Origin of the sequence: Haladaptatus sp. DYF46 (assembly GCF_021083305.1) — an archaeon.
In the GTDB taxonomy this organism is placed as follows: Archaea; Halobacteriota; Halobacteria; order Halobacteriales; family Haladaptataceae; genus Haladaptatus.
In genome coordinates this window covers 145,965-172,187 of the sequence record NZ_JAJFAY010000004.1, presented here as the reverse complement: position 1 = coordinate 172,187, position 26,223 = coordinate 145,965, and the positions used below count along the sequence as shown (strand labels likewise).

31 protein-coding genes are annotated in these 26,223 nt (G+C 62.2%); 18 read left to right on the top strand and 13 right to left on the bottom strand.

Features of this window, described 5'->3' with window-relative positions; translation table 11 throughout:
- Positions 1-36 precede the first annotated feature (36 nt).
- The 3 genes from LJF34_RS18885 to LJF34_RS18875 all read left to right on the top strand — a co-directional run bounded on the left by LJF34_RS18885 (position 37) and on the right by LJF34_RS18875 (position 3,595).
- Positions 37-1,044, top strand: a complete 1,008-nt coding sequence (locus LJF34_RS18885) for a YhjD/YihY/BrkB family envelope integrity protein (protein ID WP_231186866.1) — start codon at positions 37-39, stop codon at positions 1,042-1,044.
- Between the two features lie 61 nt (positions 1,045-1,105).
- The gene (gene tuf, locus LJF34_RS18880; protein WP_231186865.1) at positions 1,106-2,371 is read left to right on the top strand and encodes a translation elongation factor EF-1 subunit alpha; all 1,266 of its coding nucleotides are present in this window, start codon (positions 1,106-1,108) and stop codon (positions 2,369-2,371) included.
- Positions 2,372-2,998: 627 nt separating this feature from the next.
- Positions 2,999-3,595: a uracil-DNA glycosylase family protein gene (locus LJF34_RS18875; RefSeq protein WP_231187244.1), complete on the top strand. Its 597-nt coding sequence runs from the start codon at positions 2,999-3,001 to the stop codon at positions 3,593-3,595.
- Here LJF34_RS18875 and LJF34_RS18870 read toward each other — a convergent pair.
- The 3 genes from LJF34_RS18870 to LJF34_RS18860 form a co-directional block, all read right to left on the bottom strand.
- The gene (locus LJF34_RS18870) at positions 3,561-3,749 is read right to left on the bottom strand and encodes a hypothetical protein (protein WP_231186864.1); all 189 of its coding nucleotides are present in this window, start codon (positions 3,747-3,749) and stop codon (positions 3,561-3,563) included. The two genes, LJF34_RS18875 and LJF34_RS18870, sit on opposite strands and share 35 nt — an antisense overlap.
- 78 nt (positions 3,750-3,827) lie before the next feature.
- Positions 3,828-4,016, bottom strand: coding sequence for a hypothetical protein (locus LJF34_RS18865; RefSeq protein ID WP_231186863.1), 189 nt, complete (start codon positions 4,014-4,016; stop codon positions 3,828-3,830).
- A 37-nt stretch (positions 4,017-4,053) separates the two neighbouring features.
- Positions 4,054-4,428: a hypothetical protein gene (locus LJF34_RS18860; RefSeq protein WP_231186862.1), complete on the bottom strand. Its 375-nt coding sequence runs from the start codon at positions 4,426-4,428 to the stop codon at positions 4,054-4,056.
- 297 nt (positions 4,429-4,725) lie between these two features.
- On the opposite strand from LJF34_RS18860, the gene LJF34_RS18855 reads away from it, so the two are divergent.
- Both LJF34_RS18855 and LJF34_RS18850 read left to right on the top strand, forming a co-directional pair.
- Entirely contained in the window at positions 4,726-5,325 is a 600-nt protein-coding gene (locus LJF34_RS18855; protein ID WP_231186861.1) for a hypothetical protein, read from the top strand.
- Between the two features lie 82 nt (positions 5,326-5,407).
- Positions 5,408-6,400, top strand: coding sequence for an MBL fold metallo-hydrolase (locus LJF34_RS18850; protein ID WP_231186860.1), 993 nt, complete (start codon positions 5,408-5,410; stop codon positions 6,398-6,400).
- A 428-nt stretch (positions 6,401-6,828) separates the two neighbouring features.
- Here LJF34_RS18850 and LJF34_RS18845 read toward each other — a convergent pair whose 3' ends face one another.
- The 3 genes from LJF34_RS18845 to LJF34_RS18835 all read right to left on the bottom strand — a co-directional run bounded on the left by LJF34_RS18845 (position 6,829) and on the right by LJF34_RS18835 (position 9,692).
- Entirely contained in the window at positions 6,829-7,575 is a 747-nt protein-coding gene (locus LJF34_RS18845; protein ID WP_231186859.1) for a ribonuclease H-like domain-containing protein, read from the bottom strand.
- 276 nt (positions 7,576-7,851) lie between these two features.
- Positions 7,852-8,220, bottom strand: coding sequence for a response regulator (locus LJF34_RS18840; RefSeq protein WP_231186858.1), 369 nt, complete (start codon positions 8,218-8,220; stop codon positions 7,852-7,854).
- Positions 8,217-9,692 (bottom strand): ATPase domain-containing protein, encoded by a 1,476-nt coding sequence (locus tag LJF34_RS18835; protein WP_231186857.1) that lies wholly within the window; start codon positions 9,690-9,692, stop codon positions 8,217-8,219. Before LJF34_RS18835 ends, LJF34_RS18840 begins: the two co-directional genes overlap by 4 nt.
- A 330-nt stretch (positions 9,693-10,022) precedes the next feature.
- Here LJF34_RS18835 and LJF34_RS18830 point away from each other — a divergent pair, with 330 nt between their 5' ends.
- Positions 10,023-10,883 (top strand): Rieske 2Fe-2S domain-containing protein, encoded by an 861-nt coding sequence (locus LJF34_RS18830; protein WP_231186856.1) that lies wholly within the window; start codon positions 10,023-10,025, stop codon positions 10,881-10,883.
- 7 nt (positions 10,884-10,890) lie between these two features.
- Here LJF34_RS18830 and LJF34_RS18825 read toward each other — a convergent pair whose 3' ends face one another.
- Positions 10,891-12,024 (bottom strand): citrate synthase/methylcitrate synthase, encoded by a 1,134-nt coding sequence (locus LJF34_RS18825; RefSeq protein ID WP_231186855.1) that lies wholly within the window; start codon positions 12,022-12,024, stop codon positions 10,891-10,893.
- A gap of 106 nt (positions 12,025-12,130) precedes the next feature.
- Here LJF34_RS18825 and LJF34_RS18820 point away from each other — a divergent pair, with 106 nt between their 5' ends.
- Positions 12,131-12,283: a hypothetical protein gene (locus LJF34_RS18820; RefSeq protein WP_231186854.1), complete on the top strand. Its 153-nt coding sequence runs from the start codon at positions 12,131-12,133 to the stop codon at positions 12,281-12,283.
- Positions 12,284-12,464: 181 nt separating this feature from the next.
- A complete protein-coding gene (locus tag LJF34_RS18815) occupies positions 12,465-13,457 on the top strand; it encodes a glutathione S-transferase family protein (protein WP_231186853.1) in 993 nt (330 codons plus the stop codon).
- Positions 13,458-13,468: 11 nt separating this feature from the next.
- Here LJF34_RS18815 and LJF34_RS18810 read toward each other — a convergent pair whose 3' ends face one another.
- Together LJF34_RS18810 and LJF34_RS18805 are read right to left on the bottom strand one after the other, a co-directional pair.
- Entirely contained in the window at positions 13,469-14,368 is a 900-nt protein-coding gene (locus tag LJF34_RS18810; RefSeq protein ID WP_231186852.1) for an ABC transporter permease subunit, read from the bottom strand.
- Entirely contained in the window at positions 14,365-15,327 is a 963-nt protein-coding gene (locus tag LJF34_RS18805; RefSeq protein WP_231186851.1) for an ABC transporter ATP-binding protein, read from the bottom strand. Before LJF34_RS18805 ends, LJF34_RS18810 begins: the two co-directional genes overlap by 4 nt.
- 155 nt (positions 15,328-15,482) lie before the next feature.
- Between LJF34_RS18805 and LJF34_RS18800 the strand changes: the two genes are divergently transcribed.
- The 6 genes from LJF34_RS18800 (at position 15,483) to LJF34_RS18775 (ending at position 21,056) form a co-directional block, all read left to right on the top strand.
- The gene (locus tag LJF34_RS18800) at positions 15,483-16,265 is read left to right on the top strand and encodes a class I SAM-dependent methyltransferase (protein ID WP_231186850.1); all 783 of its coding nucleotides are present in this window, start codon (positions 15,483-15,485) and stop codon (positions 16,263-16,265) included.
- Positions 16,266-16,320: 55 nt separating this feature from the next.
- Positions 16,321-16,878 (top strand): thioredoxin family protein, encoded by a 558-nt coding sequence (locus LJF34_RS18795; RefSeq protein ID WP_231186849.1) that lies wholly within the window; start codon positions 16,321-16,323, stop codon positions 16,876-16,878.
- 107 nt (positions 16,879-16,985) lie between these two features.
- Complete coding sequence (locus LJF34_RS18790; protein WP_231186848.1) at positions 16,986-17,459, top strand: DoxX family protein; 474 nt, start codon at positions 16,986-16,988, stop codon at positions 17,457-17,459.
- Between the two features lie 81 nt (positions 17,460-17,540).
- Entirely contained in the window at positions 17,541-18,896 is a 1,356-nt protein-coding gene (locus LJF34_RS18785; protein ID WP_231186847.1) for an NADH:flavin oxidoreductase, read from the top strand.
- 33 nt (positions 18,897-18,929) lie between these two features.
- Positions 18,930-20,729 carry a DEAD/DEAH box helicase gene (locus LJF34_RS18780; protein ID WP_231186846.1) on the top strand — a complete coding sequence of 600 codons (1,800 nt, stop codon included), beginning with the start codon at positions 18,930-18,932 and terminating at the stop codon, positions 20,727-20,729.
- Positions 20,730-20,786: 57 nt separating this feature from the next.
- Positions 20,787-21,056, top strand: coding sequence for a CDGSH iron-sulfur domain-containing protein (locus LJF34_RS18775; protein WP_231186845.1), 270 nt, complete (start codon positions 20,787-20,789; stop codon positions 21,054-21,056).
- 471 nt (positions 21,057-21,527) lie between these two features.
- On the opposite strand, the gene LJF34_RS18770 is transcribed toward LJF34_RS18775, so the two are convergent.
- The 3 genes from LJF34_RS18770 to LJF34_RS18760 all read right to left on the bottom strand — a co-directional run bounded on the left by LJF34_RS18770 (position 21,528) and on the right by LJF34_RS18760 (position 22,967).
- The gene (locus LJF34_RS18770; protein ID WP_231186844.1) at positions 21,528-21,989 is read right to left on the bottom strand and encodes an aldolase/citrate lyase family protein; all 462 of its coding nucleotides are present in this window, start codon (positions 21,987-21,989) and stop codon (positions 21,528-21,530) included.
- Between the two features lie 56 nt (positions 21,990-22,045).
- Positions 22,046-22,327 (bottom strand): hypothetical protein, encoded by a 282-nt coding sequence (locus LJF34_RS18765; protein ID WP_231186843.1) that lies wholly within the window; start codon positions 22,325-22,327, stop codon positions 22,046-22,048.
- Between the two features lie 160 nt (positions 22,328-22,487).
- The gene (locus LJF34_RS18760) at positions 22,488-22,967 is read right to left on the bottom strand and encodes a DUF456 domain-containing protein (RefSeq protein WP_231186842.1); all 480 of its coding nucleotides are present in this window, start codon (positions 22,965-22,967) and stop codon (positions 22,488-22,490) included.
- An 81-nt stretch (positions 22,968-23,048) separates the two neighbouring features.
- Between LJF34_RS18760 and LJF34_RS18755 the strand changes: the two genes are divergently transcribed.
- Genes LJF34_RS18755 through LJF34_RS18740 form a run of 4 tightly spaced genes read left to right on the top strand, consistent with a single transcriptional unit; the run spans position 23,049 to position 25,747 of the window.
- Positions 23,049-23,927 (top strand): NAD(P)H-binding protein, encoded by an 879-nt coding sequence (locus LJF34_RS18755; RefSeq protein WP_231186841.1) that lies wholly within the window; start codon positions 23,049-23,051, stop codon positions 23,925-23,927.
- Positions 23,924-24,610, top strand: coding sequence for a hypothetical protein (locus LJF34_RS18750; protein ID WP_231186840.1), 687 nt, complete (start codon positions 23,924-23,926; stop codon positions 24,608-24,610). Before LJF34_RS18755 ends, LJF34_RS18750 begins: the two co-directional genes overlap by 4 nt.
- A gap of 48 nt (positions 24,611-24,658) precedes the next feature.
- Positions 24,659-25,045, top strand: a complete 387-nt coding sequence (locus LJF34_RS18745; RefSeq protein ID WP_231186839.1) for a hypothetical protein — start codon at positions 24,659-24,661, stop codon at positions 25,043-25,045.
- Positions 25,046-25,099: 54 nt separating this feature from the next.
- Entirely contained in the window at positions 25,100-25,747 is a 648-nt protein-coding gene (locus LJF34_RS18740) for a hypothetical protein (RefSeq protein ID WP_231186838.1), read from the top strand.
- On the opposite strand, the gene LJF34_RS18735 is transcribed toward LJF34_RS18740, so the two are convergent.
- Positions 25,744-26,043 carry a PadR family transcriptional regulator gene (locus LJF34_RS18735; protein WP_231186837.1) on the bottom strand — a complete coding sequence of 100 codons (300 nt, stop codon included), beginning with the start codon at positions 26,041-26,043 and terminating at the stop codon, positions 25,744-25,746. The genes LJF34_RS18740 and LJF34_RS18735 overlap by 4 nt on opposite strands.
- Between the last annotated feature and the right edge of the window lie 180 nt (positions 26,044-26,223).

Below are 26,223 nucleotides of genomic sequence, written 5' to 3'. Positions count from 1 at the left end.
GTTGGAACTTTTAGGCTCGCTCACCATAGACGGGATATGAGCCCTCGACACCGGCACGTCGTCTCACTCGGCCGGGACATCGTGCGAGAAGTGCGCGAGGAGAACATCAAATTCATGGCGGGGAGCATCGCGTATCACTCCTTCGTCTCCCTGCTTCCCGTCCTCCTGCTGTTGACGGTTATCGTGTCCACGGTGGGAAGCGAAACCCTCGCCAGACAGTTGGTTCGGGACATCGGCTCGTACCTCCCGGCGAGCGCCAATATCTTCCTGCAGAACGCGATTTCGGGCGCGCCGTCGCCCGGCGACTCGTTCGTCGTCGTCGCCGTGCTTCTCTGGGGGACGTTTCGAATCTTCCGGGCGCTCGACGCCGCGTTCGCGGACATCTACGACGTTGAGCGCAAGACGTCGGTCGCGGAGGAAATCAAAGACGGCGTCGTCGTCCTCGTCGCGCTCGTCCTCGTCGTCGTCACCATCGGCGTGACCAGCGCGACGGTTTCGACGCCACGGGGGTTGCCCTTCGACGACTATCTGATCGAGGGGATGTCGATACTCGTCCTCGGCGTCGCGTTCCTGCCCATGTACTACGTGTTCCCGAACATCGACGTCGGGGTCGGCGAAGTCCTCCCCGGTGTCGCCATCGCCGCCGTCGGTTGGCAGGCCCTACACTCCGTGTTTCACATGTACGCCCAAATCTCGGCGTACAATACCAGCCTCTACGGAACCATCGGAAACCTGCTCCTCGTCATCGTCTGGCTGTACGTCGGCAGTTTCGTCATCCTGTTCGGCGCGGCGGTCAACGCCGTCCTCGCCGGACGAACCGGAGACGCCTCCGAGAGTGACCCCGAACGCGAATCGACGGTGCGGGAAACGGATTTCGGGACGGAAACCGAGGCGGTGATGAACGGTGGAATCGAGGACGAAGGGGAGTTCGCCGCGGCCCTTCATCGACTGACGACGCGAGCACGAAAGGAAGGTCTTTCCGCGGCGGAAGTTCGCCGCCAGTTGCGGCGCGAAATCGCGGAAACCGAGCGAAGCGGGGAGTAGAAAACGGCACAACTGTTTTGCTCATTCGTCACGATACGTACTCGATACGGGGAATGGGGTTATGCCAGACAAACCACACCAGAACTTGGCCATCATCGGCCACGTAGACCACGGAAAATCGACATTAGTCGGGAGACTCCTCTTCGAGACGGGGAGCGTCCCGGAACACGTCATCGAACAGCACAAACAAGAAGCCGAGGAGAAGGGGAAAGGCGGGTTCGAGTTCGCCTACGTGATGGACAACCTCGCGGAGGAGCGGGAACGCGGCGTCACCATCGACATCGCCCATCAGGAGTTCGACACCGACGAGTACTACTTCACCATCGTCGATACGCCCGGCCACCGCGACTTCGTGAAGAACATGATCACCGGGGCGAGCCAAGCCGACAACGCGGTTCTCGTCGTCGCCGCCGACGACGGTGTCGCGCCGCAGACCCAGGAACACGTCTTCCTCGCGCGCACCTTGGGCATCAACGAACTCATCGTCGCGGTCAACAAGATGGACTCGGTCAATTACGACGAGGACCGCTATCGCGAGGTCGTAGACGAGGTGACGAAGCTCCTGAACCAAGTCCGGTTCGACACGGAGGACGCCTCGTTCATCCCGATGTCGGCGCTCGCGGGGGACAACGTCGTCGACCACAGCGACGAGATGTCGTGGTACGACGGGAAGACCATCCTCGAAGCGCTGAACGACCTGCCGATGCCGGAACCGCCGACCGACGCGCCGCTTCGTCTGCCGATTCAGGACGTGTACACGATTTCAGGCATCGGAACCGTTCCGGTCGGACGCGTCGAGACGGGCATGTTGAACATCGGTGAGTCGGTTTCCTTCCAACCGAGCGATGTGACCGGCGAGGTGAAGACCATCGAGATGCACCACGAGGAGGTTCCGGAGGCGGGACCGGGCGACAACGTGGGGTTCAACGTCCGCGGAGTCGGTAAAAACGACATCCGACGCGGGGACGTCGCGGGTCCGGCGGACGACCCGCCGAAGGTGGCGGACACCTTCACGGCCCAAATCGTCGTGATGCAACACCCGTCGGTCATCACCGCGGGGTACACGCCGGTGTTCCACGCGCACACCGCACAGGACGCCTGCACCATCGAATCCATCGACCAGAAGATAGACCCATCGAGCGGCGAAGTCGTGGAGGAGGAACCGGATTACATCCAGAGCGGCGATGCGGCCATCGTGACCGTCAGACCGCAGAAACCGCTCTCCATCGAACCCTCCTCGGAGATTCCCGAACTCGGTAGTTTCGCGGTTCGGGACATGGGCCAAACCATCGCCGCGGGACGCGTGTTGGAAGTGAACGAGCGGTAGCGGGAGACGACGGGCAGGATGCGGTTCGAACCGCTGTTTTTTCGAGGGACGATTCGAGTCGGAGCGGCGTCTCGGGTGAGAGCGAAGATACGCGAAGCGCGCGGAGTGTCGAAATCGTGCCCGTGCCAGCGACAGCGACCCACACTGCCCCGCGAAGAACCCGATATCGAATAAAGTAAAATTGGAAATTATTCTGGTCGTAGTTCGACGTTCGAACAGTTTTAGTAGAATGAGAACGGTAGATGAGATTCTCAGGGACGATTTTCACCACAAGAACTAAATAGTAACCAACCGTCGTAAAATATGCTATGACATACCAAAAGGGAGGGGAAGAATAAGGTTCGACGTCGCATCCGACATGATCACGGCTTTGCGCCTGTCAAAATCTACAGCTCTGTGTCTGGTTCGGTGCATCACTCAATGCATCTACCATTTTCGGTTACATCCATCAATTCCTGAGAAAGACTCGTTGAACCGTCAGCGAAGCGTTCGACGTACCGACGCGCTTTTTCATACGGGAATGCTATTGAGAATGTGAAGTGGCTCCACGAGGAAGAGCAGGCAAGCAATCCGTTCGGAATGCGACCACCCTGTCGGTGTAACGGTTCGCACGACGGGGACTGTGCAGTGTTCGGCTACGGCGACGCCAACGCGGATTTTCATCTCATCGGCGACCATCCGGGAGTGCACGGCGGTGCCGACTCGAACGTCCCGTTTACCGGCGGGGTCGTCGGCGAGCGTCTCCAACCGGTGTTGAACGAGGTGGGTCTCCTCGGCGACGTGTACAGCGACGAACCGGTCATCGCCAACCTGTTCATGAGCTATCTCCACATGTGTAGGCTTCCCGATGGGCGACAGCCAACGCAGAAGGAGTATGACGACATGGAGCGGTTCTTCGACGCCGAACTCAGGGCCATCGCGGCACACGTCCTGCTTCCGGTCGGCGAGACGGCGACGGAACACGTCTTCCGGGAGTTCACGGCGCAAGCCAACAAACACGGGATGGGTGCCGGCGGAGACGGTCTCGACATGGCGGCGCTCCACGCACAGGAGATCAAAGGACGCGGCTTCCTCGTCGTTCCGATTCGTGACCCCCGCGAGTGGGGACCGGACGACGGCGACCGACTGCGGGAACAGCTGAGCGGAATTCTGTCCACCGACTACCAGCAGACGGTAGATTTAGGACGCTTCATGCCGGGCGCCGATCCGTACGAGGTTCGGTGACGACGCGAACTATTCCGACCACGATTCCCGCGACGAACTCGACTGCGAGGAGCGCGACTGGAAGCACGACGAACGAGGCGGCGAAAAATCCGAGCGCGATGCCACCGATGATGGCGGCGCGTTTCCAGCGCGATTCCGGGCGTTCGAACTCCATGCGGCTGCCGACGGCGAGGAGGCGGGTAAAACACGCTGAGCGTTCGCCCGGTAAGGTGAGCTTACCGCGACCGTCGGATTACGGGAACGGACCGGTCCACTCGTCCAAACAGTCCTCGCTACAGAAGTGAAGCGTTAGGTTCTCCGTTTGGTTGGCGGTGACGCTGTGTCTGACGACCACCGTCGGATGGTACTCCGAGAGGTTCACAAGTTTACCACAGTTGGAACAGGAGACGAACTCCTCGTCCGGACGGGCGCTACTGGGCATGGAATCAACACGACACGGAAGCGCCTAAACGTGTCGCCTAATCGCTATATTCGGGGCGGTCGACTCCGATATTTAGGGCTTCCCGCTCGACGGAAACCGTGTTTTCGACCACGTCACGCACGTCCTGTTCGAGGACGGAAAACGCCATCGCGCGAACGAACACCTCGTAGTCGGCGTGCGTCTCCGTCGCGTCCTCGGCGACGATTTCGGTCACCATCTCGATTTCCGGTTCCCGCTCGGAGAGTTCACAGACGCGAAGCGACACGTCACGGTTCCAGAGGTCCCCCACGCATTCGCCGACCGACCGATAGAGAGCAGAGCGCATGCTCATTCCGGACCCAACTCGTTCCCGAACGTTGCCGGCGAGTCGCTGCACGACTCGCCTGTACTCCCTCCCGTCGAAATTTGCCATCGTCGTGGAAAGCTTCCATTTCGAGATATTAAAACCCCGGCAACGTCCCCTTGGCGAAACAAACATGGCGGGAAAGAACGTACCGTTCTGTGACCGGAAGATAAATTAGAGCTTTATCATCGACACAGACCCAATACCTTTATAAAATGGACAGGAGATATTGAACTACATGGCACGCGAGAAACGAAACGACCGATTACCGAGACGACGGGGAATCTCGGTGCGAAGTAACGGCGTAACTCCCCGATCGAGCGTTCGGGCACACGTGGAAAGCACCGCATACCAGGGCACGAAACGATGAGCGTTAGTTCCGACTCGACGGCGGTAGAGGAGTTCGACCACGCGTCCGACGAATCAGTCGAACCGCTCTCGCGCGACAAGATATTTCATATTCTCCAGACACAACGTCGCCGAGACGCGCTTCGGTTCCTGAAGGACACCGGCGGCACGGTCGAGATGCGCGACCTCGCAGAGCAGGTCGCGGCGTGGGAAAACGACACCACTGTCCAAGCGCTCACATCCGACGAGCGCCAGCGCGTCTACATCGCGCTGTATCAGTCCCACCTGCCGAAACTCGAAAGCGAGGGGATCATCCGATACAACAAGAGTCGCGGCATCGTCGAACGCGGGCCGCTGGCCGACCAGTTCGACCCGTATCTCGACGCTAACGGACGACCCACGGACGACGTGGAGACGACCGAAGAGTTCCAGAGCGAAGACGAAATCCCTTGGCTACGCTACTACCGGGTCCTCACCGCAGTCGGCGTCGCCCTCATGGCGGCGACGTGGATGGGCGTCTCACCGCTCACCGTCGTTCCGGACCTCGTCTGGAACGTCCTCATCGTCGCTTCGTTCGCGGCGCTGTCGCTCGCACAGCTGCTCACGAACGACGAATAACACGAGGTGTGACGCGAACGCAACCTATCGTTATCGAGATAAGCATAAAAAATATCATAAGCATCGGCTCTGAAAAACGGGTGTGAACCGAATTCGACTCGAAAACACGCAGTTCGAGGGGGAAAACAGCATCTACCTCCTCGGTTCCGACGCCGACGCCCCCACGACGCTCATCGATACGAGCGTCAGGAAGCCCGAAACGCTCGATTCGTTGGAGTCCGGGTTGGCCGACTACGACCGTTCGATCGGCGACATAGACGACGTGTTCATCACCCATTGGCATCCCGACCACGCCGGACTCGCGGGAACCATCCAAGAGCGAAGCGACGCCACCGTTTTCGTCCACGAGGAAGACGCCGCGCTCGTCGCCCAATCGGAGTCCGCGTGGGACGCCATCGAGGCCCGCCAACGACGTCTGCTCGACGAGTGGGGACTTCCCGAGCGAATACAAGCCCCGGTGTTCCAGCACGCACAGGACGTCGGTCGTCTCGACGGCCCCGAACCCACCGTCGAACCGTTCGCCGCGGGCGACACGTTCGACGTCGGCGACCTCGAACTCGAAGCCGTCCACCTTCCCGGCCACACCGCCGGCCTCGCCGGATTCGCCTTCGACGGCGACTCGGGTCGCGAACTGTTCTGCGGTGACGCCCTCCTCGAAAACTACACACCCAACGTCGGCGGCGCGGACGTCCGCCTCGAAAACCCGCTCGCCACCTACCTCGATACGCTTTCTCACTTCGTCTCGGAGGAATACACCCGCGCGTGGCCCGGCCACGGCGACTCGCTCGACCCGGCGGAGCGCGCCGACGAGATTTACGCCCACCACCGCGAACGCGCCGAGGACGTCATCGATGTGCTGGAGGACAACGGTCCCACCGACCCGTGGACCGTGGGGTCCCACCTGTTCGGCGAACTGGACGGCATCCACCTCCTCCACGGCCCCGGCGAGTCCTACGCCCACCTTCGGCACCTCGCGGAAGCGGGCTACGCCGAGCGCGTCGGCGACGAGTACGAACTGGTCGAATCCCCGGATTTGGACGACCTGTTCGAAGAACGGATGAAAGCGGGTCGGTGAGCAGGGAGTCCCTTTTCGAGACCGAGAGGGAACAGTGCAGTCATAGCAGTTTTCGGGTAGTCGAGGTCGCGACGCGTTTTCGTTGGAAGCGTTTGAGCCACTACCACTGAGAGACGGACTTCGAAAGCCACACCCTCCCCAACCGATTGCGTTTCTCGGCCTCCGAAAGAGCCCCGCTCTTTCGAGTTCCCCCTCGCTCGCAGGGGAAGACAAACCGCGTCTTCCCGCCCTCGCTCGCGGGAACTCCGGCCTCCGATACTCATCCCTCGCACGCTTCATCGAGGCGTTCCGGCCGAATGCTGGCCGGAACGCCTCGCCAGCGCGCGCCAAATTGGAGATACGAACACTCGGAACTGGAAACCGATTCCACGGAGTTGAAAAAGTCGAAATCGTTCCGAAACGAGCCGAAAATCGCGGTAGTATCGAATTCAGGGAAGGTGACGCGCGAACACGTCGTCGTGGAGCGTCTCGCAGGCGTAATCGAGGATCGTTTCGAGGTTCTGCGTGTCGTACTGGTTGTATCTGACGAGGGTGTCGAGGGCGTCCTCGTCGCCCGCTTCGTACTGGTGCCAGAGTCGAACCGCGTCCTCGCCGCCGATGTCCATGCCGCCGCGACCGATGTCGAGGTCTGCTTCCACCGCGCTGAGGCCGCCGGTGAGACCGAGGCGTTTGCAGACGTACATCAAATCGACGTGGGGCGTGTCGATTGACAAGTCGAACTCGTGTTCGAGGAACGGTTGGTCGAAGCGCTTGCCGTTGAACGAGACGACCAAATCCGACTCGCCGAGTTCGCGCCGGAGGGTCTCGGCGGTCAAATCGTCGCCGCGGACGAGCGTCTTCGTCTCGCCGTCCCGATGGAGGCTGACCGTGGTGACGACGCTCGAATAGTGGCTCAGGCCGGTCGTCTCGATGTCGAAAAAGCAGGTCGAAGAACGGAAATTCTCGTACAGTCGCCAACTCTCGCCGCTGGGAAACGCAGAGGAGAAGAACCCGGAGTTGCCGTCGTCCAAGTGCTCGCTCGCGGTGGCGATGAACGACTCGATGCGGTCGCCGGTCGCATCGCCGACGTGCGACGGGTCGAACTCGTCCCAGTGAGCGACGCCGTTTTGCCAGAGTTTCCGCTCCGTCTTCTCGCCCACCCCGCGGACGGGAATGAAACTGTTCTCGATTCGCATTTGCGAAAGGATACCGCGAGAGCGTTAAAGGCGTTGTCTCTCGCGGACGAGAAGCGTCAGCGCGATGAGCGAAACGAGCGAGACGAGGACGCCGAAACCGGCTGACCGTTGCTCTCGACATTCCCCGTAAGTGCTGGAAACGTGGAGTTCCCGGCCACGGGAGTCGATTCGGCCGTTCGTTCGACGACGTGGTGCGTAGCGTGTCGCCTGTAAATGGACAGCCTATGTCCGTGTTTCTACGTGTGTAGATCCCGATGTTATGAACGCATCAGTGTCTCAGTCCGTATTGAGCATGCCGCGTATCGTCGCGCGCAAGTCGGCCGTATCGACCGGTTTTTCGAGGATGGAGCGAACGCCGCGACTGATGGCTTCGCGTCTGAGGTGCGGCGGCGTCTCGGGAGTGAGAATCACGGTGGGAATTTCGCGTTCGTGGAGGTGCTCACAGCGCTTCCAGAGGTCGGCGGTGTACCCCTCGGTGTCGAGGACGGCGACGGCTATCGAGGCCTCGCCGCGTAACACGGCGTCGAACTCCACGACCGACGTGACCGGTTTCGTTTCACACCCCTCCTCGGAAACGAGGTCGGCAAGGAGCGAGAGGTTGCGCTCGTTCCTGCTCAAGACGAGCACGAATGATGGAGCGGTCATCCATCATCGGGTTCGGGTGCGGATTCGACCCACTCGGGAGCACCCGAGAGGACGCCGCGAAGGCCGATCAGCGGTTCGCCGACTTCGAGGCCGTGTTCGGTGATGCGGAACTCGCGGAGCGTGCGCTCGAAGTCGCTCGTCCGTTTTTTCAACACGCCGATGGCTTTGCGCATCTCGCCGGCAATTTCGAGGTGCCGGAGGAAGACGAGGTTGTCGGCGAGGTAGCTGATTCCCGCCTCCGTCGCCTTGAAATCGCCGGTCACGGTGCCGATTTCGTCGACGAGGATGACGGTCACGCCCATGCTCTTCAGGTACCGCGACAGGGTGTGGAGTTTCCGAACCAACGTCCGTTTGTCCTCGCTACTGACGGAGAGTTTGTACCCCTGTATCCCGTCTATCATCACGATACTGCTGTCGTTTTCCTCCACCTCGTGGCGCACCTTCCTCGCGAACTCCATCGCCGAGTGGTCGAGCGGTTCGACCTCCTCGACCGAGAGCGTCCCCTCGGCGATCATCTCCCCGACCGGGATGCCGATGGCTTTGTTGCGTTGCATGAACGTCTCGGTCGACTCCTCGAACATGTAGATTATCGACCGCTCGCCGCGGTTCGCGGCCTCCCTCATGAACTGCGTTCCGGCCGTCGTCTTGCCGACGCCGGTCGGACCGCTGAGGACCGATACCGTGCCGCGCTCCAAGCCGCCGTGCAGCAGTTCGTCGATTTCGCTGACGCCCGAGGGAATCGGTTCGGCGACGTACTCGCTTCCCTCCTCGTTCGTGATGAGTTCCGGATAGACGGCGAGACCGCCCTCCTCGATTCGCATCGAGTGTTTTCCCTCCCGGATGGACGACCCGCGGAACTTCGGCACCTCGATCGTCCGCCCGCGTTCCGACCGTTCGAGTTGGATGGTCCCGTCGGTCATGTACTGCAAGTCGTCGTCGGGCGAGGTTTCCGTGTTCTCCGACGTGACCAGCACGGTTGCACCCTGCTCTTTCAGGTATCGCATGAACGCAATGACCTGCTTTCTGAACTGGTACTCGCCCGAGGTCAGGTGGCGAAGTTTCGTGAGCGGGTCGATGAACACCCGGTCGGGGTCGGTGGATTCGACCCGGTCGGTTATCGCCTGCGTAAGCGGTTCCTGTTCGACTTCGCTCGGGGTGAAGATGTCGTAGGACTGGTCGTCGACGAACACGTCCGAGTCCGGACTCAAATCGAGAAAATGCACGCCCGAAAGGTCGATACCGAGTGTCGCCGCGTTCGCCCGGACCTCGTCCTTCGACTCCTCCAGATTCACGAACAACACCGTCTCGCCCGACTCGATATTCGCGGTAAGATAGTTGATGCCGAGAATCGTCTTCCCCGTTCCCGGATCGCCCCGAACGAGATAGCTCCGTCCCGGAATAAGTCCGTCGTGCAGTATCTCGTCCAGTCCAGAGACACCGGTCGAAATTCGCGTTGGTGGACCGAGAGTCATACTCTAGTACATAATCGCTCGAACACACATATATCTCTGTTGGGCGTGAAAACAACGAATCGCAAGCAAGCGACGCTGTAGTTCGGAATCCTGTCGCGAAGGAGGGCAAAAATAACAGTTCTTTGAAATTAGACGGCGAGAGGTAAGCCCCGCGAGGAAGGAGGGGAGTGGTGGAAAACCGACACTTACCCATCGGTGTCCGAGGGTAAGGACTGGGCAACGCACCGATTGGCTACCAATAACAAAGCACGGCGGGGACTTAGTCGCGACCGATAGCGTGAATCGCTCGTCCCGTGACCCTGACAGGAGCGAGCGACACGCAGGTGAAAAATGTCTGATTCGGACAAATATCCAGAGGAGTCCTCTCGTCGACGATTCGTCAAAGGCGTCGTCGGCAGCGCGGCGTTAGCGGGAATCGGCACGGGAACGGCGGCGATGATGAAAACCGCAACCGCTCCGTCGGGAGCGGGCGGTGGGACGGTCGAGTACTACGGCGTGGAGAACATCGCCGGACCCGCACCGCGCGGGATGCCCCAGATTCCGGTCGAAATCGACGCCAACGGCGACCTGAAAGGCGTCTGGCCCGAGGTGAAACAGGTCGAACAAGGCAGTAACACCGTCACCGTCGCCGAACAGCAGATGGGTGGAATCACCTACTCCTCGCAGTGGTTCCAGTACTGTGGCGTCCAGACGTATCCCGGCATCAAACCGGACGCGGATCAGGACAACTACTTCCGCTACACCGCCTCGCAGTACACGTGGCAGTCCGAGACGGCCTCGGAGGGAGACAAGGTCAACATCGACGATTTCGACGACTACAAAACGTGGGGCGACGGCATCGGGAAGTCCGGGCTCGGAAAACCCGCCTCCGCGACGTGGCGGTCACAGGACGTGCCGGCGAGCGGGACGATTCCCGTTCAGATAATCAGAAGTACGGCGATCGAAGAGAAGGCGAAGACGAACGAGTGGCTGAAAGCGAGCACGCAGGAAGGGTTCATCGCCATCCTCAACAAATGCACCCACTTCTGCTGCGTGCCGCTGTTCAAGGCCGACCCGGCGAGCGCGAAGTTCAACGCGCAAAACGACATCTACTGTCCGTGCCACCAGTCCGTCTACGATCCGTTCTCCATCGAACGACTGTCGTACGTCGCACTCCCGCGCCCGACGGATTCGACCAGTTCGGAGGTGTAGTCCCGAGTCAGCGCTCCTCGACCGGCACCCACGTTCGGTCGCGCTCCCCGACGTAGGCCGAGCGTGGGCGGATGATTCGGTTGTCCTCCAGTTGTTCCAGACAGTGTGCAGTCCACCCGCCGACGCGGGCGATGGCGAACGTCGTCGTGAACAGTTCCGACGGAATCCCGATGCCGTGGAGGAGGACGGCCGTGTAGAACTCGACGTTCGTCGCCAGACTCAGATCGGGCCGTCGCTCGGCCAACAGGTCGGTCGTGGTCGTCTCGACCGTTTTCGCCGTCTCGAAGAAGTCGCGTTCGCCGCCGGATTCGTAGAACGACTCGGCGGCCGAGGAGAGGACGGCGGCACGCGGGTCCCGGACGTTGTAGACGCGGTGGCCGAATCCCATGATTCGCTCCCCGGCGTCGAGTTTCTCCTCGACGTAGCCCTCGGTGTCACCGGACTCGTGGATGTCGAGGAGCATGTCCAGCACCGGACCGGGAGCGCCGCCGTGAAGCGGTCCCTTCAGCGCACCCACCGCGCCGGTGACGGCCGACACGAGGTCCGTCTCCGTCGAGACGATGGCCCGGCCGCTGAACGTCGAGGCGTTGAGGCCGTGGTCCACGACGGAGTTGAGGTAGGTTTCGAGGCCGCGCGTCTCGGCGTCGGTCGGTTGCTCGCCCGTGAGCATGTAGAGGTAGTTCGCGGCGTGGGAGAGGTCGCCGTCGGGGGCGACCGGTTCGTCGCCGTTCCGGAGTCGCCAGTACGCCGCCACGATGGTCGGCAGTTGCGCGACGAGGAGACAGGCCTCGTCCTCGGGGCCGTCGGTGTCGTGGCCGATGGTCGCCGCCGCGACGCCCATCCGAAGCGCGTCCATCGGGTCGGCGTCGTCCGCCGCGGCCGCCCTGAGAAGGTCGAGCGTGGCGGGGGAGAGGTCGCGGTACGCGGCGAGGTCGGCGCGAAACGACGTCAACTCGTCAGCGTCCGGAAGCCGGTCGTTCCAGAGGAGGTAGACGGTTTCCTCGAACGTCGCGTGTTCGGCGAGTTCTTCGAGCGGGTAGCCGCCGATTATCAGTTCGCCGACGTCGCCGTCGATGTAACTGCGACGCGTTTCCGCGACGGTGACGTTCTCCAGTCCCTCGTTCGTCGGTTGGTCGGTCATGCTTCGAATGAACTACGACCGCCGAGCCATATATACTCCCTATAGTTCCTATTACTGACCGTACTTTCGTGAGGTTTATGCAGTTTTCACGTCGAAAAGCGGTCAGTTGGTTCCCACGGACCGACCGGATTCGAACGGATCGGAAACGGAGCGAAAGAGCAGGACCGACCCGGCGGAAAGCCGGTTGACGATTCGACTTGCTGGTGACGAACTGACGCTCTCGCTGGACGGGGAGATGCGGGTTCGAGACGACGAGTGAAAACATCCGACAGGGGTAAAATCGATGTGTGAGCGAACATCTGACTAGATTTCTGGAAAGCATTCTAGAAAGCTTTCCGAATATATTTCGGGAGAGATAGTCCCGGTGGACCCGTCGGTGGAAACCGGAAGCAACGTGGGGAAACCGCACCGCTAAGGCCGAGAAAAACGTATCGGGCGACATGAACATGCTCGTGGACGGCGAGTGGCGAACCGGCGCGTACGAGAGTACGAACGAGGAGGGCGAGTTCGAGCGGCAAACGACCTCGTTCCGCGAGTGGGTCGAGGACGACCCGGAGAGCGAGTTCCCGGCGGAGTCGGGACGCTACCACCTCTACGTCTCCTACGCCTGCCCGTGGGCGCATCGGACGCTCCTCGTACGGGCGCTGAAGGGACTCGAAGACCACATTTCGGTGTCGGTCGTGGACCCCTACCGTCAAAACGACGGGTGGGAGTTCTCGCCCGACCGGTTAGGATGTACCGCCGACAGCGTGAACGGAGCGGCGTACCTCCGAGATGTGTACACGAAAGCGGATTCGGAGTTCACCGGGCGCGTGACCGTTCCCGTCCTGTGGGACAAGGAGCGGGACACCATCGTCAACAACGAGTCGGAGGAGATACTGCGGATGTTGGACACCGAGTTCGACGCGGTTGCGGACCGGGACGTAACTCTCTACCCCGAAGAGTACCGCGATGGGGTGGACGACACCATCGAGGCGATTTACGAACCCGTCAACAACGGCGTGTATCGGGCGGGATTCGCGGAGACGCAGACGGCCTACGAGGAGGCCGTGGGCGACCTGTTCGACGCGCTCGACCACTGGGAGGGAGTACTCGCCGACCGGCGGTATCTCTGCGGTCCGGAACTGACGGAGGCGGACCTCTGCCTGTTCACGACGTTGGTGCGCTTCGACGCGGTGTACGCGACGCATTTCAAATGTAACGTCCGGCGAATCGTGGACTACCCGAACCTCTGGAACTACCTGAAGGAACTGATGCAACTGCCCGACGTCGCCGAGACGGTCCGGATAGACCACATCAAGGAACACTACTATCGAAGCCACGCGGGAATCAACCCGTCCGGAATCGTCCCCGTCGGCCCGGAACTCGACTTCGAGTCGGACCACGACCGGGAGCGGTTGGTGGGCGGCCCCCCGGAGGAAGTTCGGCACTGAATCGCTCGGTTTTAGTTCAGATCCGCGCGTTGGAACGTTCGGTATCCGATGACCGCCGGAACGACTATCCAGAGGAGCAGTATCACCGGGGCGAACCAGTCCGAGAGGTAGAACGGGACGTGGCCCCCGAGACGGTTCGACAGCATGAGTTTGCTGGTGTCCTGCATCGCGCTCTTGGGGATGTTTTCGACGGTACCCTGCCACCCGAACAGGCCGTAGATGAACTGGTCGGAGATGGAACTCGCCGTTTCGGCGTACAGTTGGAGCGGATTCAGTCGGAGGAGGAAGAAGTACCACGCCGGCGCTTCGAGTCCGGCGAGCTTTCCGTTGACGGCGTAATAGATGCCCGCGACCAGCGGGTGCCAGAGCATGACGAACAGGACGTAGCTGCCGATGGCACCGCCCATGGCCGCCATCCGCGACTCCGTCATCGCGGAAATGCCGACGGCGATGGCGGTGAACGCCGCCCCGAGCAGGAGGGTGATGGCGATGAATCCGAGGAACGACGCGACCGGAAGCGTCCCGAACAGCCCGAGAGCCAACGTGACGGCGGCGGCGCAGGCGATGAGCGTCGCGAAGAGAATGACGCCGATGCGACTCACGAGCTTGCCGACGAAAACGTCGCGTCTGTTGTGCGTCAGCCCGAACAGGATGCGGAGACTCCCGGACTGTCGCTCCCCGACGATAGCCATGTAGCCGACCATCAGCGCGATTATCGGGACCAACAGTTCCCCGCCGATGTTCGTGAACATCACGATGATGTCCATCGGCGAACTGTCCGAGAGGTCGCCCAACGATGCAGAGAGGCCGACGATAGCCATCAGGAGGACGAAAATCCCGACCGCGGCCCACACCATCCGCGACCGGATGGAGTCCTCGAAATCCTTGCCCGCGACCAGCGACCACGTCATCGTCGAACCCCCGTCGGAGCGACGCCACCGTCCGTTGCGACTTTCGTTACGGCATCGTCCTCCGTTTCCGTGAACGCCGAGAAGAGGTCGCCGAGCGTCGCCTCCTCCGTTTCGAAGTCGAGGACTTTCGCGTCGGACTCGACGAGTCGGTGAACCACCGCGGCCTTGCTCTCCGGGGTGGCGTACCCCACTCGCATCCGACCGTCTTCGAATTCGACGTCGGTTACACCGTCGATGGCGGTCACGTCAACGTTCGGCCTCCCGCGGAGGGAGACGACGAGACTGGACCCGACCCCCGCCGTCTCCCGCAGTCCTTCGAGGGTATCGACGGTCACGAGTTCGCCGTCGTTCATGATTCCCACGCGGTCACAGACCGAGGCGACCTGTCCGAGGATGTGGCTCGAAAAGAAGACCGTCTTTCCCTTGTCGGCCTCCTCGCGCACGAGGTGTTGCATCCGCCGGATGCCGTGCGGGTCGAGACCCGAGGACGGTTCGTCCATGATTATCAGGTCGGGGTCGCCTGCGAGCGTCATCGCCATCGCGAGACGCTGGTACATCCCCTTGGAGTAGTCGCCGACCGGCCGGTCCGCATCCTCCCTTTCGAGTCCGACGCGGTCGAGGAGGGCGTCCGGGTCCTCGCTGCCGCCGACGGATTCGAGCGCGAATTCGAGGTGTCGATAGCCGGAGGAGCGACTCCAGAGGTCGAAGCCGTCCGGAAGGACGCCGACCCGGTCGCGAACCGCGTCGGTCTCCGTCTGCGTATCGTGCCCGAGGACGGTCGCGGACCCGGCCGTCGGGCGGATGAAATCGAGGAGGAGGTCGATGGTCGTCGTTTTTCCCGCACCGTTCGGTCCGAGAAAGCCGAACACTTCCCCCTCCGCGACGGTCAAATCGAGGTCGGAAAGTGCCGTCGTGTCGCCGTACCGCTTCGTCAGTCCGGATGTTTCGATACCTGCCATTAAGGGATAAGGGTTTATCGACAGATTATATATTATTTTTGGACTGGATTATCGATATACATTTTCCAGGATCCGTTCGGAAAGTCGGGTGGATGAAAGCGGAGACGGAAAACGGGTTTTTTATTCCAGTGTGAATTCACGGGAAGTGAGGTGTTATGACCGCCGACGATTCGATTCCCTTCGAGAGCACGGAACGACATTACGCCGAATACCGACCCGGATACGGCGAGGCGGCGTTGACGTATCTGGTGGACCGATTCGAGCTGGACGACTCGTCGCGCAGTCTCGACTTGGGATGCGGAGCGGGCCAAATCGCCGTTCCGCTCGCGGAACACGCGGGAGAAGTCGTGGCGATGGACCCGAACGAAACCATGCTCCGACAAGCGCGGCAACGGGCGGAGCGGGCGGGACGCGAAAACGTCGATTGCGTCGTCGGGTCCGATACGGACCTCGGCGAGGAACTCGGCACGTTCAGGCTGACGACCATGGGTCGCTCGTTTCACTGGATGAACGGAAAGTCGACGCTCGAAACGCTGTACCGCCTGACCGAATCCGGTGGCGGCGTCGCGCTCCTCACCGGCCAAGAGTGGCTGACGAAAGGGACCGAAGAATGGCAAGAAGAAGTCTACGAGGTTGCGGGCGAGTACGCTTCCCTCCCCGAACGAACCGGACCGGTCGAGGAGTACGATGATCCGTGGGACGAGTTGCTGGCCGAAGCGGGGTTCGAGGACGTAACGGTCGAGCGGTTCGCGTTCGAGCGCGAATGGGACGCGGACGGAATCGTCGGCTACCTTCGCTCGCTGTCGTTCTGCTCGCCGGACGTCTTGGGCGAGCGGGAAGCGGCGTTCACGTCGGAACTCACCGACCGACTGAACGCGATGGACGGGGAGCCGTTCACTCAAACGGGGACGATAACCGTGATATCCGGCCGGAAGTAGGCCGGACCCTGCGGGGCGGCGAACGTATTTTGAGGCTCGACGGGAATGATGGGATATGGTGATGAAAGAGTCCGAGGAGAAAATCGGACGCGACGACGCCGCACCGAACTTTGAACTCCGCGGAACCGACGAGGAGACGTACACGCTTTCGGATTTCGACGACTACGACGCCGTGTTGCTCGTGTTCACGTGCAACCACTGTCCGTACGCGCAGGCGAAGTTCGACCTGTTGAACGACATCGCGGACGAGTACGACGACGTGGCCGTGGTGGGCGTCAACTCGAACGACGCCGAGGAGTACCCCGACGACTCCTTCGAGGCCATGCAGGAGCGAGTCGAGGACGGAACGATCGGGTACGACGCCTATCTCCACGACGAATCGCAGGAGGTCGCACGGGCCTACGGCGCGGTCTGTACGCCCGACCCGTTCCTGCTCCGCAACGGGGGCGACGGCTTCACGCTTGCCTACCACGGGCGACTGGACGACGCGCTGAATCCCGACGCGGAAGCCACCGAGTTCTACGTCCGCGACGCCATCGACAGCGTCCTCTCGGGCGAGGACGTGGACTTGGATTTTATGCCGTCCCGCGGTTGTTCCATCAAGTGGAAGTGAGTTCGAAATTTGACGGCGGGCGGTAACACTCGTGTCACGCACAGACGTGAGCGTTACCGAATATTTTGGGAACCAGCTATAAGTGAGAAATCGTCGTGAGGTAAACCATGGCAGAACGTAGCGATACGGTGGTGAAATCGACGGGGTTCAGAGTGGCGAGATTGATTTACGGCGGTCTGCTCGCATACATGGGAATCTCCGGGCTCCGGAACATCGAAGCGCAGGCGGGATACGCGGAAGCGAAGGGTGTCCCGATGCCCGAGGCGTCCGTCGTGGCGTCGCACTGGCTCCTCGTGGTCGGCGGCGTCGGAATCAGCCTGTGGAAACTCCCGGGCCTCGCCGCCAGCGCCGCCATCGGCTTCCTCGTCGGCGTCACCCCGTTCACCCACGACTTCTGGAATCAGGAGGGACAGGAGCGACAGAACGAACAGAACCACTTCCTCAAGAACGCCGCCATGCTCGGTGCGGCGTTCGCCTTCCTCGGCATCGCGGAAAGCGAGAAAGAGAAGGCGAAGGAGGAGAAAGCGGAGAAGGAGACGACGAAGGAATCGAAGGGAACGAAGAAGGCGACGGCGAACTGACGGACGGGACGGCGCTTTTTTCGACCGAATTCGCCGAGCCCACGAAGCTTTACGGGCGAATCCGACGAACCCGTGAGCACCGTGGCCAACCTCGAAGACCCGCTCGAAATCGGGGGCGTCGAACTGCCGAATCGCCTCTACCGCGCTCCGCTGCTCGAATGTGCCGGCAACGACGAGGAGACGGTTGACGTCCTGATTCGGGAACTCGAACCCGCCGCCGAATCGGGCGTGGGGCTGATTTGTCAAGGTGCAACCATCGTTCGCGGCGAGGGTGGCTGTGCCGCGCCGGGGATGACGCGAGTACACGACCCGGCGTTCGTCTCGCGCTTGTCCCGCCTCACGGACGCGGTGCACGACCACGGGAGCCGGATTTTCGTCCAACTCGAACACGGCGGCCTGCGGAGCATGGAGACGTGGCACGCGGACTATCGCGCCGAACATCCCGACTTGCGGCAACTCGCGGTTTCGCGGCCACCCACCGTACTTCGATTGCTGGACAGCGTCGGGTTTCTCGACTACAATCCGCACGTCCTTTCGACGGCGGAGGTGTACGACCTCGCGGCCGATTTCGGCCGCTCGGCGGAGTACGCGGTCGATGCGGGCTACGACGGGATTCACATCGCCGGGGCGAACATGGGCATCGTCCAGCAGTTCCTTTCGCCGTTCTACAACCGCCGCGACGACGAGTTCGGCGGGTCGCTCGCCGCCCGTACCACATTCCTGGAAATCGTGTACGAGGAGATTCGCGAGCGCGTCGGTCCCGACGTTCCCATCGTGACCAAAGTACCAGCCGAAACGACCGCCCCGGCGTTCGTCCGGCGACACCTCTCGCTCGCCGACGGCGTTCGGGTCTGCGAGCGATTGGCCGACATGGGCTTCGATGCCCTCGTTCCGGTGCAAGCGTCGGTGTTCTGGGACGCGAGCATCATCCGCGGCGCGTTCCCGGCCCGCGCGTGGCGCGACGAGCGGTTCCGTGAGGGGTATTCGGAAGCGTTCGGGAGCAAACCGCGCGCCGCGCTCGTCGCCCTCCTCAACTGGCTTCAATCCCGGAAATACGACTTCGACCCGGCGTGGAATCGCCCGTTCACCCGCCGCGTCGGGTCGCGGGTGTCGGTTCCGGTGCTGGCCGAGGGCGGGATTCGAACCCGATCCCAAATCGACCGATTGTTGGCCGACGGGTCGTGTGACGCCGTGGGGATGGGGCGGCCGTTTTACGCGGAACCGCGGCTTCCGGCGCGGCTTCTCGGAACGAACTCGTGCGACGACGCGCGCGAAACCGCAGTCGTCTGCGAGAACTGCAACAACTGCACGGTGCCGCAGGCGGCGGGCGCACGCGGCGTCTGTCGCACACCCGGCGTCCTCGAAAAGCGCGGCGAACTCCGCAGGTCGGGGGCCTACGACGGACCGGGGGACCTAGACGGCCGCGAGGAGTCGTAACGGGTATTCGACCCGGGACCCAACAACGGAGCAGTGACCGACGACTACGAGATTTCCGACTTCTACGACGCCATCGAGGACGTCGGGCGGCCGGTGCTGACCGCGGACGAGGTGGCCCGCGCCCTCGACTGTTCGCACGAGGAAGCCAACCGCGTGCTGGAGCGCCTGACCGAGGAGCGCGACGTGACCCGCCTCGACGTGGAGAACGACCCGGTGGTCTGGTTTCCGACCGAGTGGGAGCGGTTGGCCGACCGCGAGCGAATCGTGGTGTTTCCGAAGCGTCGCGAAATCGTCGCGGACCAACCGGAGCAGTTCACGCGGGCCCAACTCTCGCAGTTCGCCCACCTCACCGACACGACGCGGGCGGGAAGCTACAGCTATCGGGTTCGGCAGGAGGACGTCTGGTCCGCCCCCTATGAGTCCCTGAATGACCTGATGCGTACCGTCCGGCAGGTGCTCCCGGAACCGTCGCCGGATTTGGAGTCGTTCATCGAGGCACAGTGGAAGCGCGCGAAGCAGTTCCGCCTCTACACCCACGAGGACGGGTACGTGGTCCTCCAAGCCGCCAGCGACGACCTGATGGGGAACGTCGCCCGGCAGAAGTTGGACGAGAGTCACCTCCGCGCCCCGATTGCGGACGACGAAAGCTGGGTCGCCGAGGACAAGGTGGCCGAAGTGAAGCGAATCCTCTACGAAGCGGGCTATCCGGTGCAGGACGACCGGGAACTGGAAACTGGCGACGAACTGCCCGTCGAGTGCGCCCTCGAATTGCGCGACTACCAGCGCGAGTGGGTCGAGGAGTTCGTTGACCTGAAATCCGGCGTCCTCGTCGGGCCGCCAGGAAGCGGGAAGACGGTGGCCGCGATGGGCGTCCTCGAAGCCGTCGCCGGCGAAACGCTGATTTTAGTTCCCGGCCGCGAACTCGCCGCACAGTGGCGCGACGAACTGCTCACCCACACGAACCTCACGCGGGAACAGATCGGCGAGTACCACGGCGGCGAGAAGAACGTCCGCCCGGTAACGATTGCGACCTACCAAACCGCCGGAATGGACCGCCATCGCCAACTGTTCGACCAACGTCGGTGGGGCCTCATCGTCTACGATGAATGCCAGCACATTCCGAGTCGGGTCTTCCGCCGGAGCGCGAACCTGCAATCGAAGCACCGCTTGGGGCTTAGTGCTACTCCTGTCAGGGAGGATGATAAAGAAAAAGACATCTTCACGCTCATCGGCCCGCCCATCGGCACCGATTGGGACGCGCTGTTCGAGGCCGGGTTCGTCGCGGAACCCGAAGTCGAAATCCGATACGTCGGGTGGGACGACGAGACGTATCACGGCGAATACGCCAGCGCCGACGGCCGCGGGAAGCGCCAAATCGCGGCGACGAACCCCGCGAAGTTGGACGAGATTCGATTCCTCCTCGCGGAACACCCCACGGCGAAGGCGCTGGTGTTCGTGGAGTACCTCGAACAGGGGAACGAAATCGCGGACGCCCTCGACGTCCCCTTCCTGAGCGGCGAGATGCGCCATCCCGAACGCGAGCGACACCTGCAAGCGTTCCGCGACGGGCGGGAGGATACGTTGGTCATCTCCCGGGTCGGCGACGAGGGAATCGACCTCCCGGACGCCGAAATCGCCATCGTCGCGTCCGGCTTGGGCGGGTCGCGGCGGCAGGGCGCACAGCGCGCGGGTCGGACCATGCGCCCCGCCGGACGCGCCCGGATGTACGTGCTGGCGACGCGCGGTACCCGCGAGGAGGAGTTCGCCCGCCAGCAGTTGCGTCACTTGGCGTCGAAGGGCATCCGGATTCAGGAAACCGTGCTGGACGAGTAGGCGGTCCGCCCGGCCGTCGGCAACGGGACTGAAGTGAGCGCGGACCCGAGTTCGAGTATGGTCCGCGAAGTTCGACACGACGCGACCGGCCCGCTCAAAGTGGACGAAGGCGACTTCGACGACGAGAAGGGAAACATCGCCATCTGCTTGTGCGGCCTGTCCGACGAGTACCCCTTCTGTGACGGGTCGCACCGCACGACGCGGGACGAGGAGGCCGACACTGTCTATCGATACGGAGACGGAGAACGGCGAATCATCGAGGAGATAGTGTACCGCGATAGTGGAAGCGACGACGGTAGCGTCAGTGGCGACGGTGACGACGAATAGTGGCGGCGGTAACGGCGAATAACGACGACTGACGGATCGCATCGGCAACAACGAATAACCGATTCCCCGGCGTGCCGACGGTATGCGATCCGGGGAAACCGCGGGGATACTGGGAACGGTGGGAACGCTCGCAGTGGTCGTGGTCGTGGTCGTCGTCGTCGCGGGTACCGGTGTAGTCACAGGCGGCAGCAGTCCGGAGCTCTCGGGAGCAGCGGGATACCAAGCGGTCGGCGTGAACGCCGACATCGACTACACGTGTCGGAACGTGACCGTCTCTGTCGAACCGAAGTGGGTTCGGTACGACCTCGTGGTGTTCTACGAGGACACCGTCACGGGAAAGCAGGGAAAGGCGCTCCTCGGTCCGATGCAGGGGAAAACGGTCGAACCGTACGGCAACGGCATCGTGTTCACGAGCGTCGAGGTGGTGGTCAACGGCGCGACGGTCGAAACCGACACGATTCTCGCGAGATGTTACCCGGACACCAGCGACGCGACGCGCCCCGGAAGGTCGGCAATCGGTACGGCGTCGGGGGTTGCCACATTCGAAGAACGTTCGCGGAATCCGGTTCCGGTCGCGACGCCGCGGACTCCCTCCGGCGGATAGCGCGTCGCGTCGGCGATTCCGCGGGCCTGTGCTTCCGTCTCGACCATCGGAACGATGACACCGGAAACGCCGGTGTCGAGGACGCGTTTGAGTCGAGCGGGGTCGTCGTCGGCCACGCGAACGAGCGGTTCCGTCTCCCCGCTCGCGGCGTCCACCGCACGGGCGAGAGTTTCGACGGTTTCGAGCGACATCGACGTGTGTTCGGCGTCGATGACCACGAAGTCGAAGCCGAGTTCGGCGCTCATCTCCGCGACGGCGGGGTGGCCGATGGATATCCACGACCCGACCACGGCCACACCCGTGCGAACGGCGGTAGCGAACGTACTCATGAAGAGGGCGATGGTCGGGAGGGAAAAATAGCACCGGTTCGGGGAAATACGCGTTCTCAGTCCGCGCCGGTGACGCTGTAGATGACGAACAGATATCCGACCGTCGAGACACCGTAGTTCACCGTGAGGAGCATCCGACTGTTTTCGAAGTCGGTGAGGAACGCGCTGAACGTGGTTGCAATCGCGGCCGCGACGAGAACCGAGAATCCGATCGACAGGGCGAGCATCGACTGACGGGACGTTTGGAGATACGCCCGCATTGCCAAGCCGACCATGGTGAGGCCGGTCGCGGCGAGAACGATGCTGAGTAGTATGTACGTGATTTCGATAGCTTGCATGGAGTGAATCGCCTACGATTTTCGTGAACTACAAATCAAGCAACTGACTTAAAATTATTCAATACTGTAATTCGGCAAACCGATACGGAAAACCGCATCCGATTTTTCGGTCGAAGTCGCCGTTCGTGACAACGAAATGTATTGATAGGAGGAGTCGCACTTAGAACACCGTCGCGGCGAGAAAGCCGACGAGGAGCGTGCCCGTCACGAGCAACTGGAACACCGCCGAGGCAAGCAGGCCGACAACGGCGAAGGCAGCGGTTCGTGCGCCGTGTTCGAAATCCCTCGTTCGTGCCAGTTCGACGGCGAACGTGGCGAGCGCGACGGCGAGAAGCATCCCCAACGGTCCCGTCGTTAGGAGGGCGACGAGGCCGACGATACCCGCGACGACGGCCGACCAGACGGACCCACCGCCCGCCCGTGCGGAAATCGCTCCACCGGCGTACTCGGCGAGGACGGCGGCGACCCCGAGGAGCGTCGCGATCACGACGAAGGGGAGTCCGGGGGTTCCGAACCCGGTCCACCACCAGTAGGCGTAGATGCCCGCGAGAGAGAGCGGAACGCCCGGAAGGAGCGGGACGACGCTCCCGAGGACGCCACCGAGAAGGAGGACGAGAGCGAGAAGGAAGGGCCAATCCATGTAGAACGGATGGCGTTAGTGCGGCATAACCCTTCAGGTTGCCCGATAGTTTTTGAACGATAGCGACCCGAGTTACGGGCGATGACGGTACTCGTGGCCGGAGCGACCGGGTTCGTCGGCCGCCACCTCGTTCCCGAACTCGTTGCGAACGGCAAGGACGTCGTGGCGATGACCCGGAACGCTTCGACGTACGACCCGCCGGACGGCGTCTCGGTCGTCGAGGCCGACCTGAACGACCGTGAGAGCCTTCGCGGCGTCTTCGACGGCGTGGACGCGGCGTACTACCTCGTCCACTCGATGGGCGAGAGCGAGGATTTCATGGCCCATGACAGGGTCGCCGCGCGGAACTTCGTCTCCGCTGCGCGCGAAGGGGACCCTTCTCGGGTCGTGTATCTCTCCGGACTGGGCGGCGAACGCGTCACCCTCTCGGACCACCTCAAATCGCGCCGCGAGGTGGAGTACATCCTCGGCACCGGCCCGTACGAACTGACCGTCCTCCGGGCGGCCATCGTGGTCGGCGGCGACAGCGCGAGTTTCCGCATGGTTCGACAACTGGCGGAACGCTTGCCGCTGATGATAACTCCGCGGTGGGTCGGAACGGACTGTCAACCCATCGCCGTCGAGGATGTGGTGGCCTACCTCGTCGGCGTCCTCGACGTTCCCGAGACGGCGGGGAAGACGTTCGAAATCGGCGGCCCGGACGTACTCACTTACGGCGAGATGGTGCTTCGAACGGGCGAACTGTTGGGTACCCGTTCCACCATGGTTCCCGTCCCCGTCCTCACGCCCAAGTTATCGGCCTACTGGGTCGATCTGGTGACGGACGTTCCGAAGGACGTCGCCCACCCGCTCATTCTCGGATTGAAGACGCGCACCGTCGTCGAGGACGACCGAATACGCTCGCTCGTCCCCGTCGAGTTGACGCCGTTCGACGACGCCGTCCGGCGCTCCATCGCATGAGTCGCCCCGTCTATCGGTGGACGTACGAGAGCATCGTCGATGCGATTCCGGGCGTCACGTTTCCCAACTGGGCCGCGCTCACGATTCAGTTCGTCCTCTTCGAGGGACTGATGGTGCTTCTCGCGTGGCGATACGGCCTCTGGCACGCCGTTCCGGCTGGGACTGCAGCCATCGTCGTCGCCACCGCGGGGAGCGCGCTGATGCTCCTCATCGGACGAAGGATGCGGGATCTGTCGGTTCCGATGGCGTACCGAAAGCTGTTGTTCGGTTCGAGCATCGAGGTGGTCCTCGGCGTCATCGCCTACGTCGCCCTCGTCACGTACCTGCTGGTGTACACCCCGCGGACCGGCGCGCCGCTCCTCGAATCACTTCTGGGGACTTCCCCACCGATTCCGGCGGTGTTTCTCACGCTCCTCGTCCTGTGGGACGTGTGCTATCGCATCGGCACCGCGTGGTGGGCGAGCGTCACCGGGTTCTGGGTCGCGGTTCGGTACCCGACCGAGAAAGCCACCCAGCGGAAACTCCTGCGCGTGGACGCCTTCGTCATCGGGTTCGCGCTGTTGCAACTCGTCCTCGTGCCGTTCGTGTGGGGGTACGACCTGCTGGTGTTCGCGCTGGTCGGACACGTCGTCGCCGTGTTCTGTGTGTCGGGGAGTGCGATTTTCATCCGCACCCGCGGCTGAACTATTTAACGGATGACGGTGTTATTCGGTGGTACAGGTATCACAGTCATGTCCGACAGCGACCCGTCGTTCTCGATTCCACACCGGCCGCGCCGGACGTATCCGCAACAAGGCGGCGTCCGCTACGAGGGAGAGACGTTCTTCCGCCTGTCGCCGAGTTCCGACTCCACCGAGCGCGACCTCCTGACACTCGTCAAGGACGTGCTAGACGGGGAGGCCTACACCTACGGCGATTGGTTCGACCTTCCCGTCCCGATGTACCTCGTCCGCGACCGAGAGCGCGACACCACGTTCCGCGTCGTCGTCAGATACGGGACTATCGAACTGCACGTCCTCCCGGACACGCGTTCGTCGGGTCTGCAGGCCATTTATCACCGACTGATCGCACGGTCCGACATCTCGTGGCGCGTTTCCTGTGAATCGAATCCAACCTGAGATATCGAATTGGAGTACAACCATTATATACCGTCGGCGGGTGAATGGAAACTAATGGTGCTCCAGGTAGACACACGCGATTGGACCCTCCGTACGACGAACAATCGAGACGAAATGTGGACGCTTGCGGACGAGGAAGGAATTCGGGCCGCACGGGCGGCATACCCGTCAGGGTGGCTCTTTCTGACCCGCGACACGGAGACTCGCGAACTGGTTCGACTCGCCGCAGCGACCGGTGGCGAATGGCAGGTAGACGAACTCGCGCGCGAACTCGACTGCGACGTCGATGCGGTCGAACGGAGTTTAGAGGACCTCGTTTCGCTTCGCGTGTTCCGTAAGGAAGAAGAGACGTATCGGCCCAACACCGAAAGCGTCGTCGCCAACGCCGTCGGAGAGTTGCGGAGCGCGGCGGACGAACGCGGCGCATCCGACGGCTTTCGCGACCTCGCACATCCCGAAGAAGTTCGCCTGCTCTTGGACGCCCTCCTCGCCATGGACGAAACGGAGGAGTTCACGCAGGACGACCTGCACGACCACGTCGGACTCTCCCGGAAAGCAGTGTGGATGCACGTCGAACAGTTGGAGGAACTCGACGTCCTCACACCGTCCGGTGATGGCTACAAAATAAACGAATCGAGTTCGGTCTTCGCTCACGTCAGAGCGCTCAACGCCGCCGTCCTCGGCACCGCTCTCTCTCCCTAAGCGGTCTGTGTTTGGCCGAGGTCCGGACCGACGTAGCGTTCTTCCCACTCACGGCGCGCTTCGATTTCGCGCGCACCTCTGCGCGTGAGCGTGTAGTAGTTCGTCCGACGGTCTCGCTGGCCCTTCTCCACCAATCCCTTGTCCACGAGGGAATCGAGATTCGGATACAGTCGCCCGTGATGAATCTCCTTCTCGTAGTACGCTTCGAGTTCTTCTTTGATCGCGAGGCCGTGCGGTTCGTCCAAACCAGCGATGACGTACAGCAAGTCCCGCTGGAAACCAGTCAGGTCGTGCATGGTTCTCCCTATCCCTACAGAATCATGCAACAGACAAAAGAGTGATGGCCGGGACGAGATATACCCGACGCCCGCTTGCGATTTTTTCGATACGCGTCTTTACCGGTCTCTCACCGGAGAGTATTGATAAATCGATACGAACCGGCTCTCCCCAAACTCTATAGATACTCCCGCGCCCGT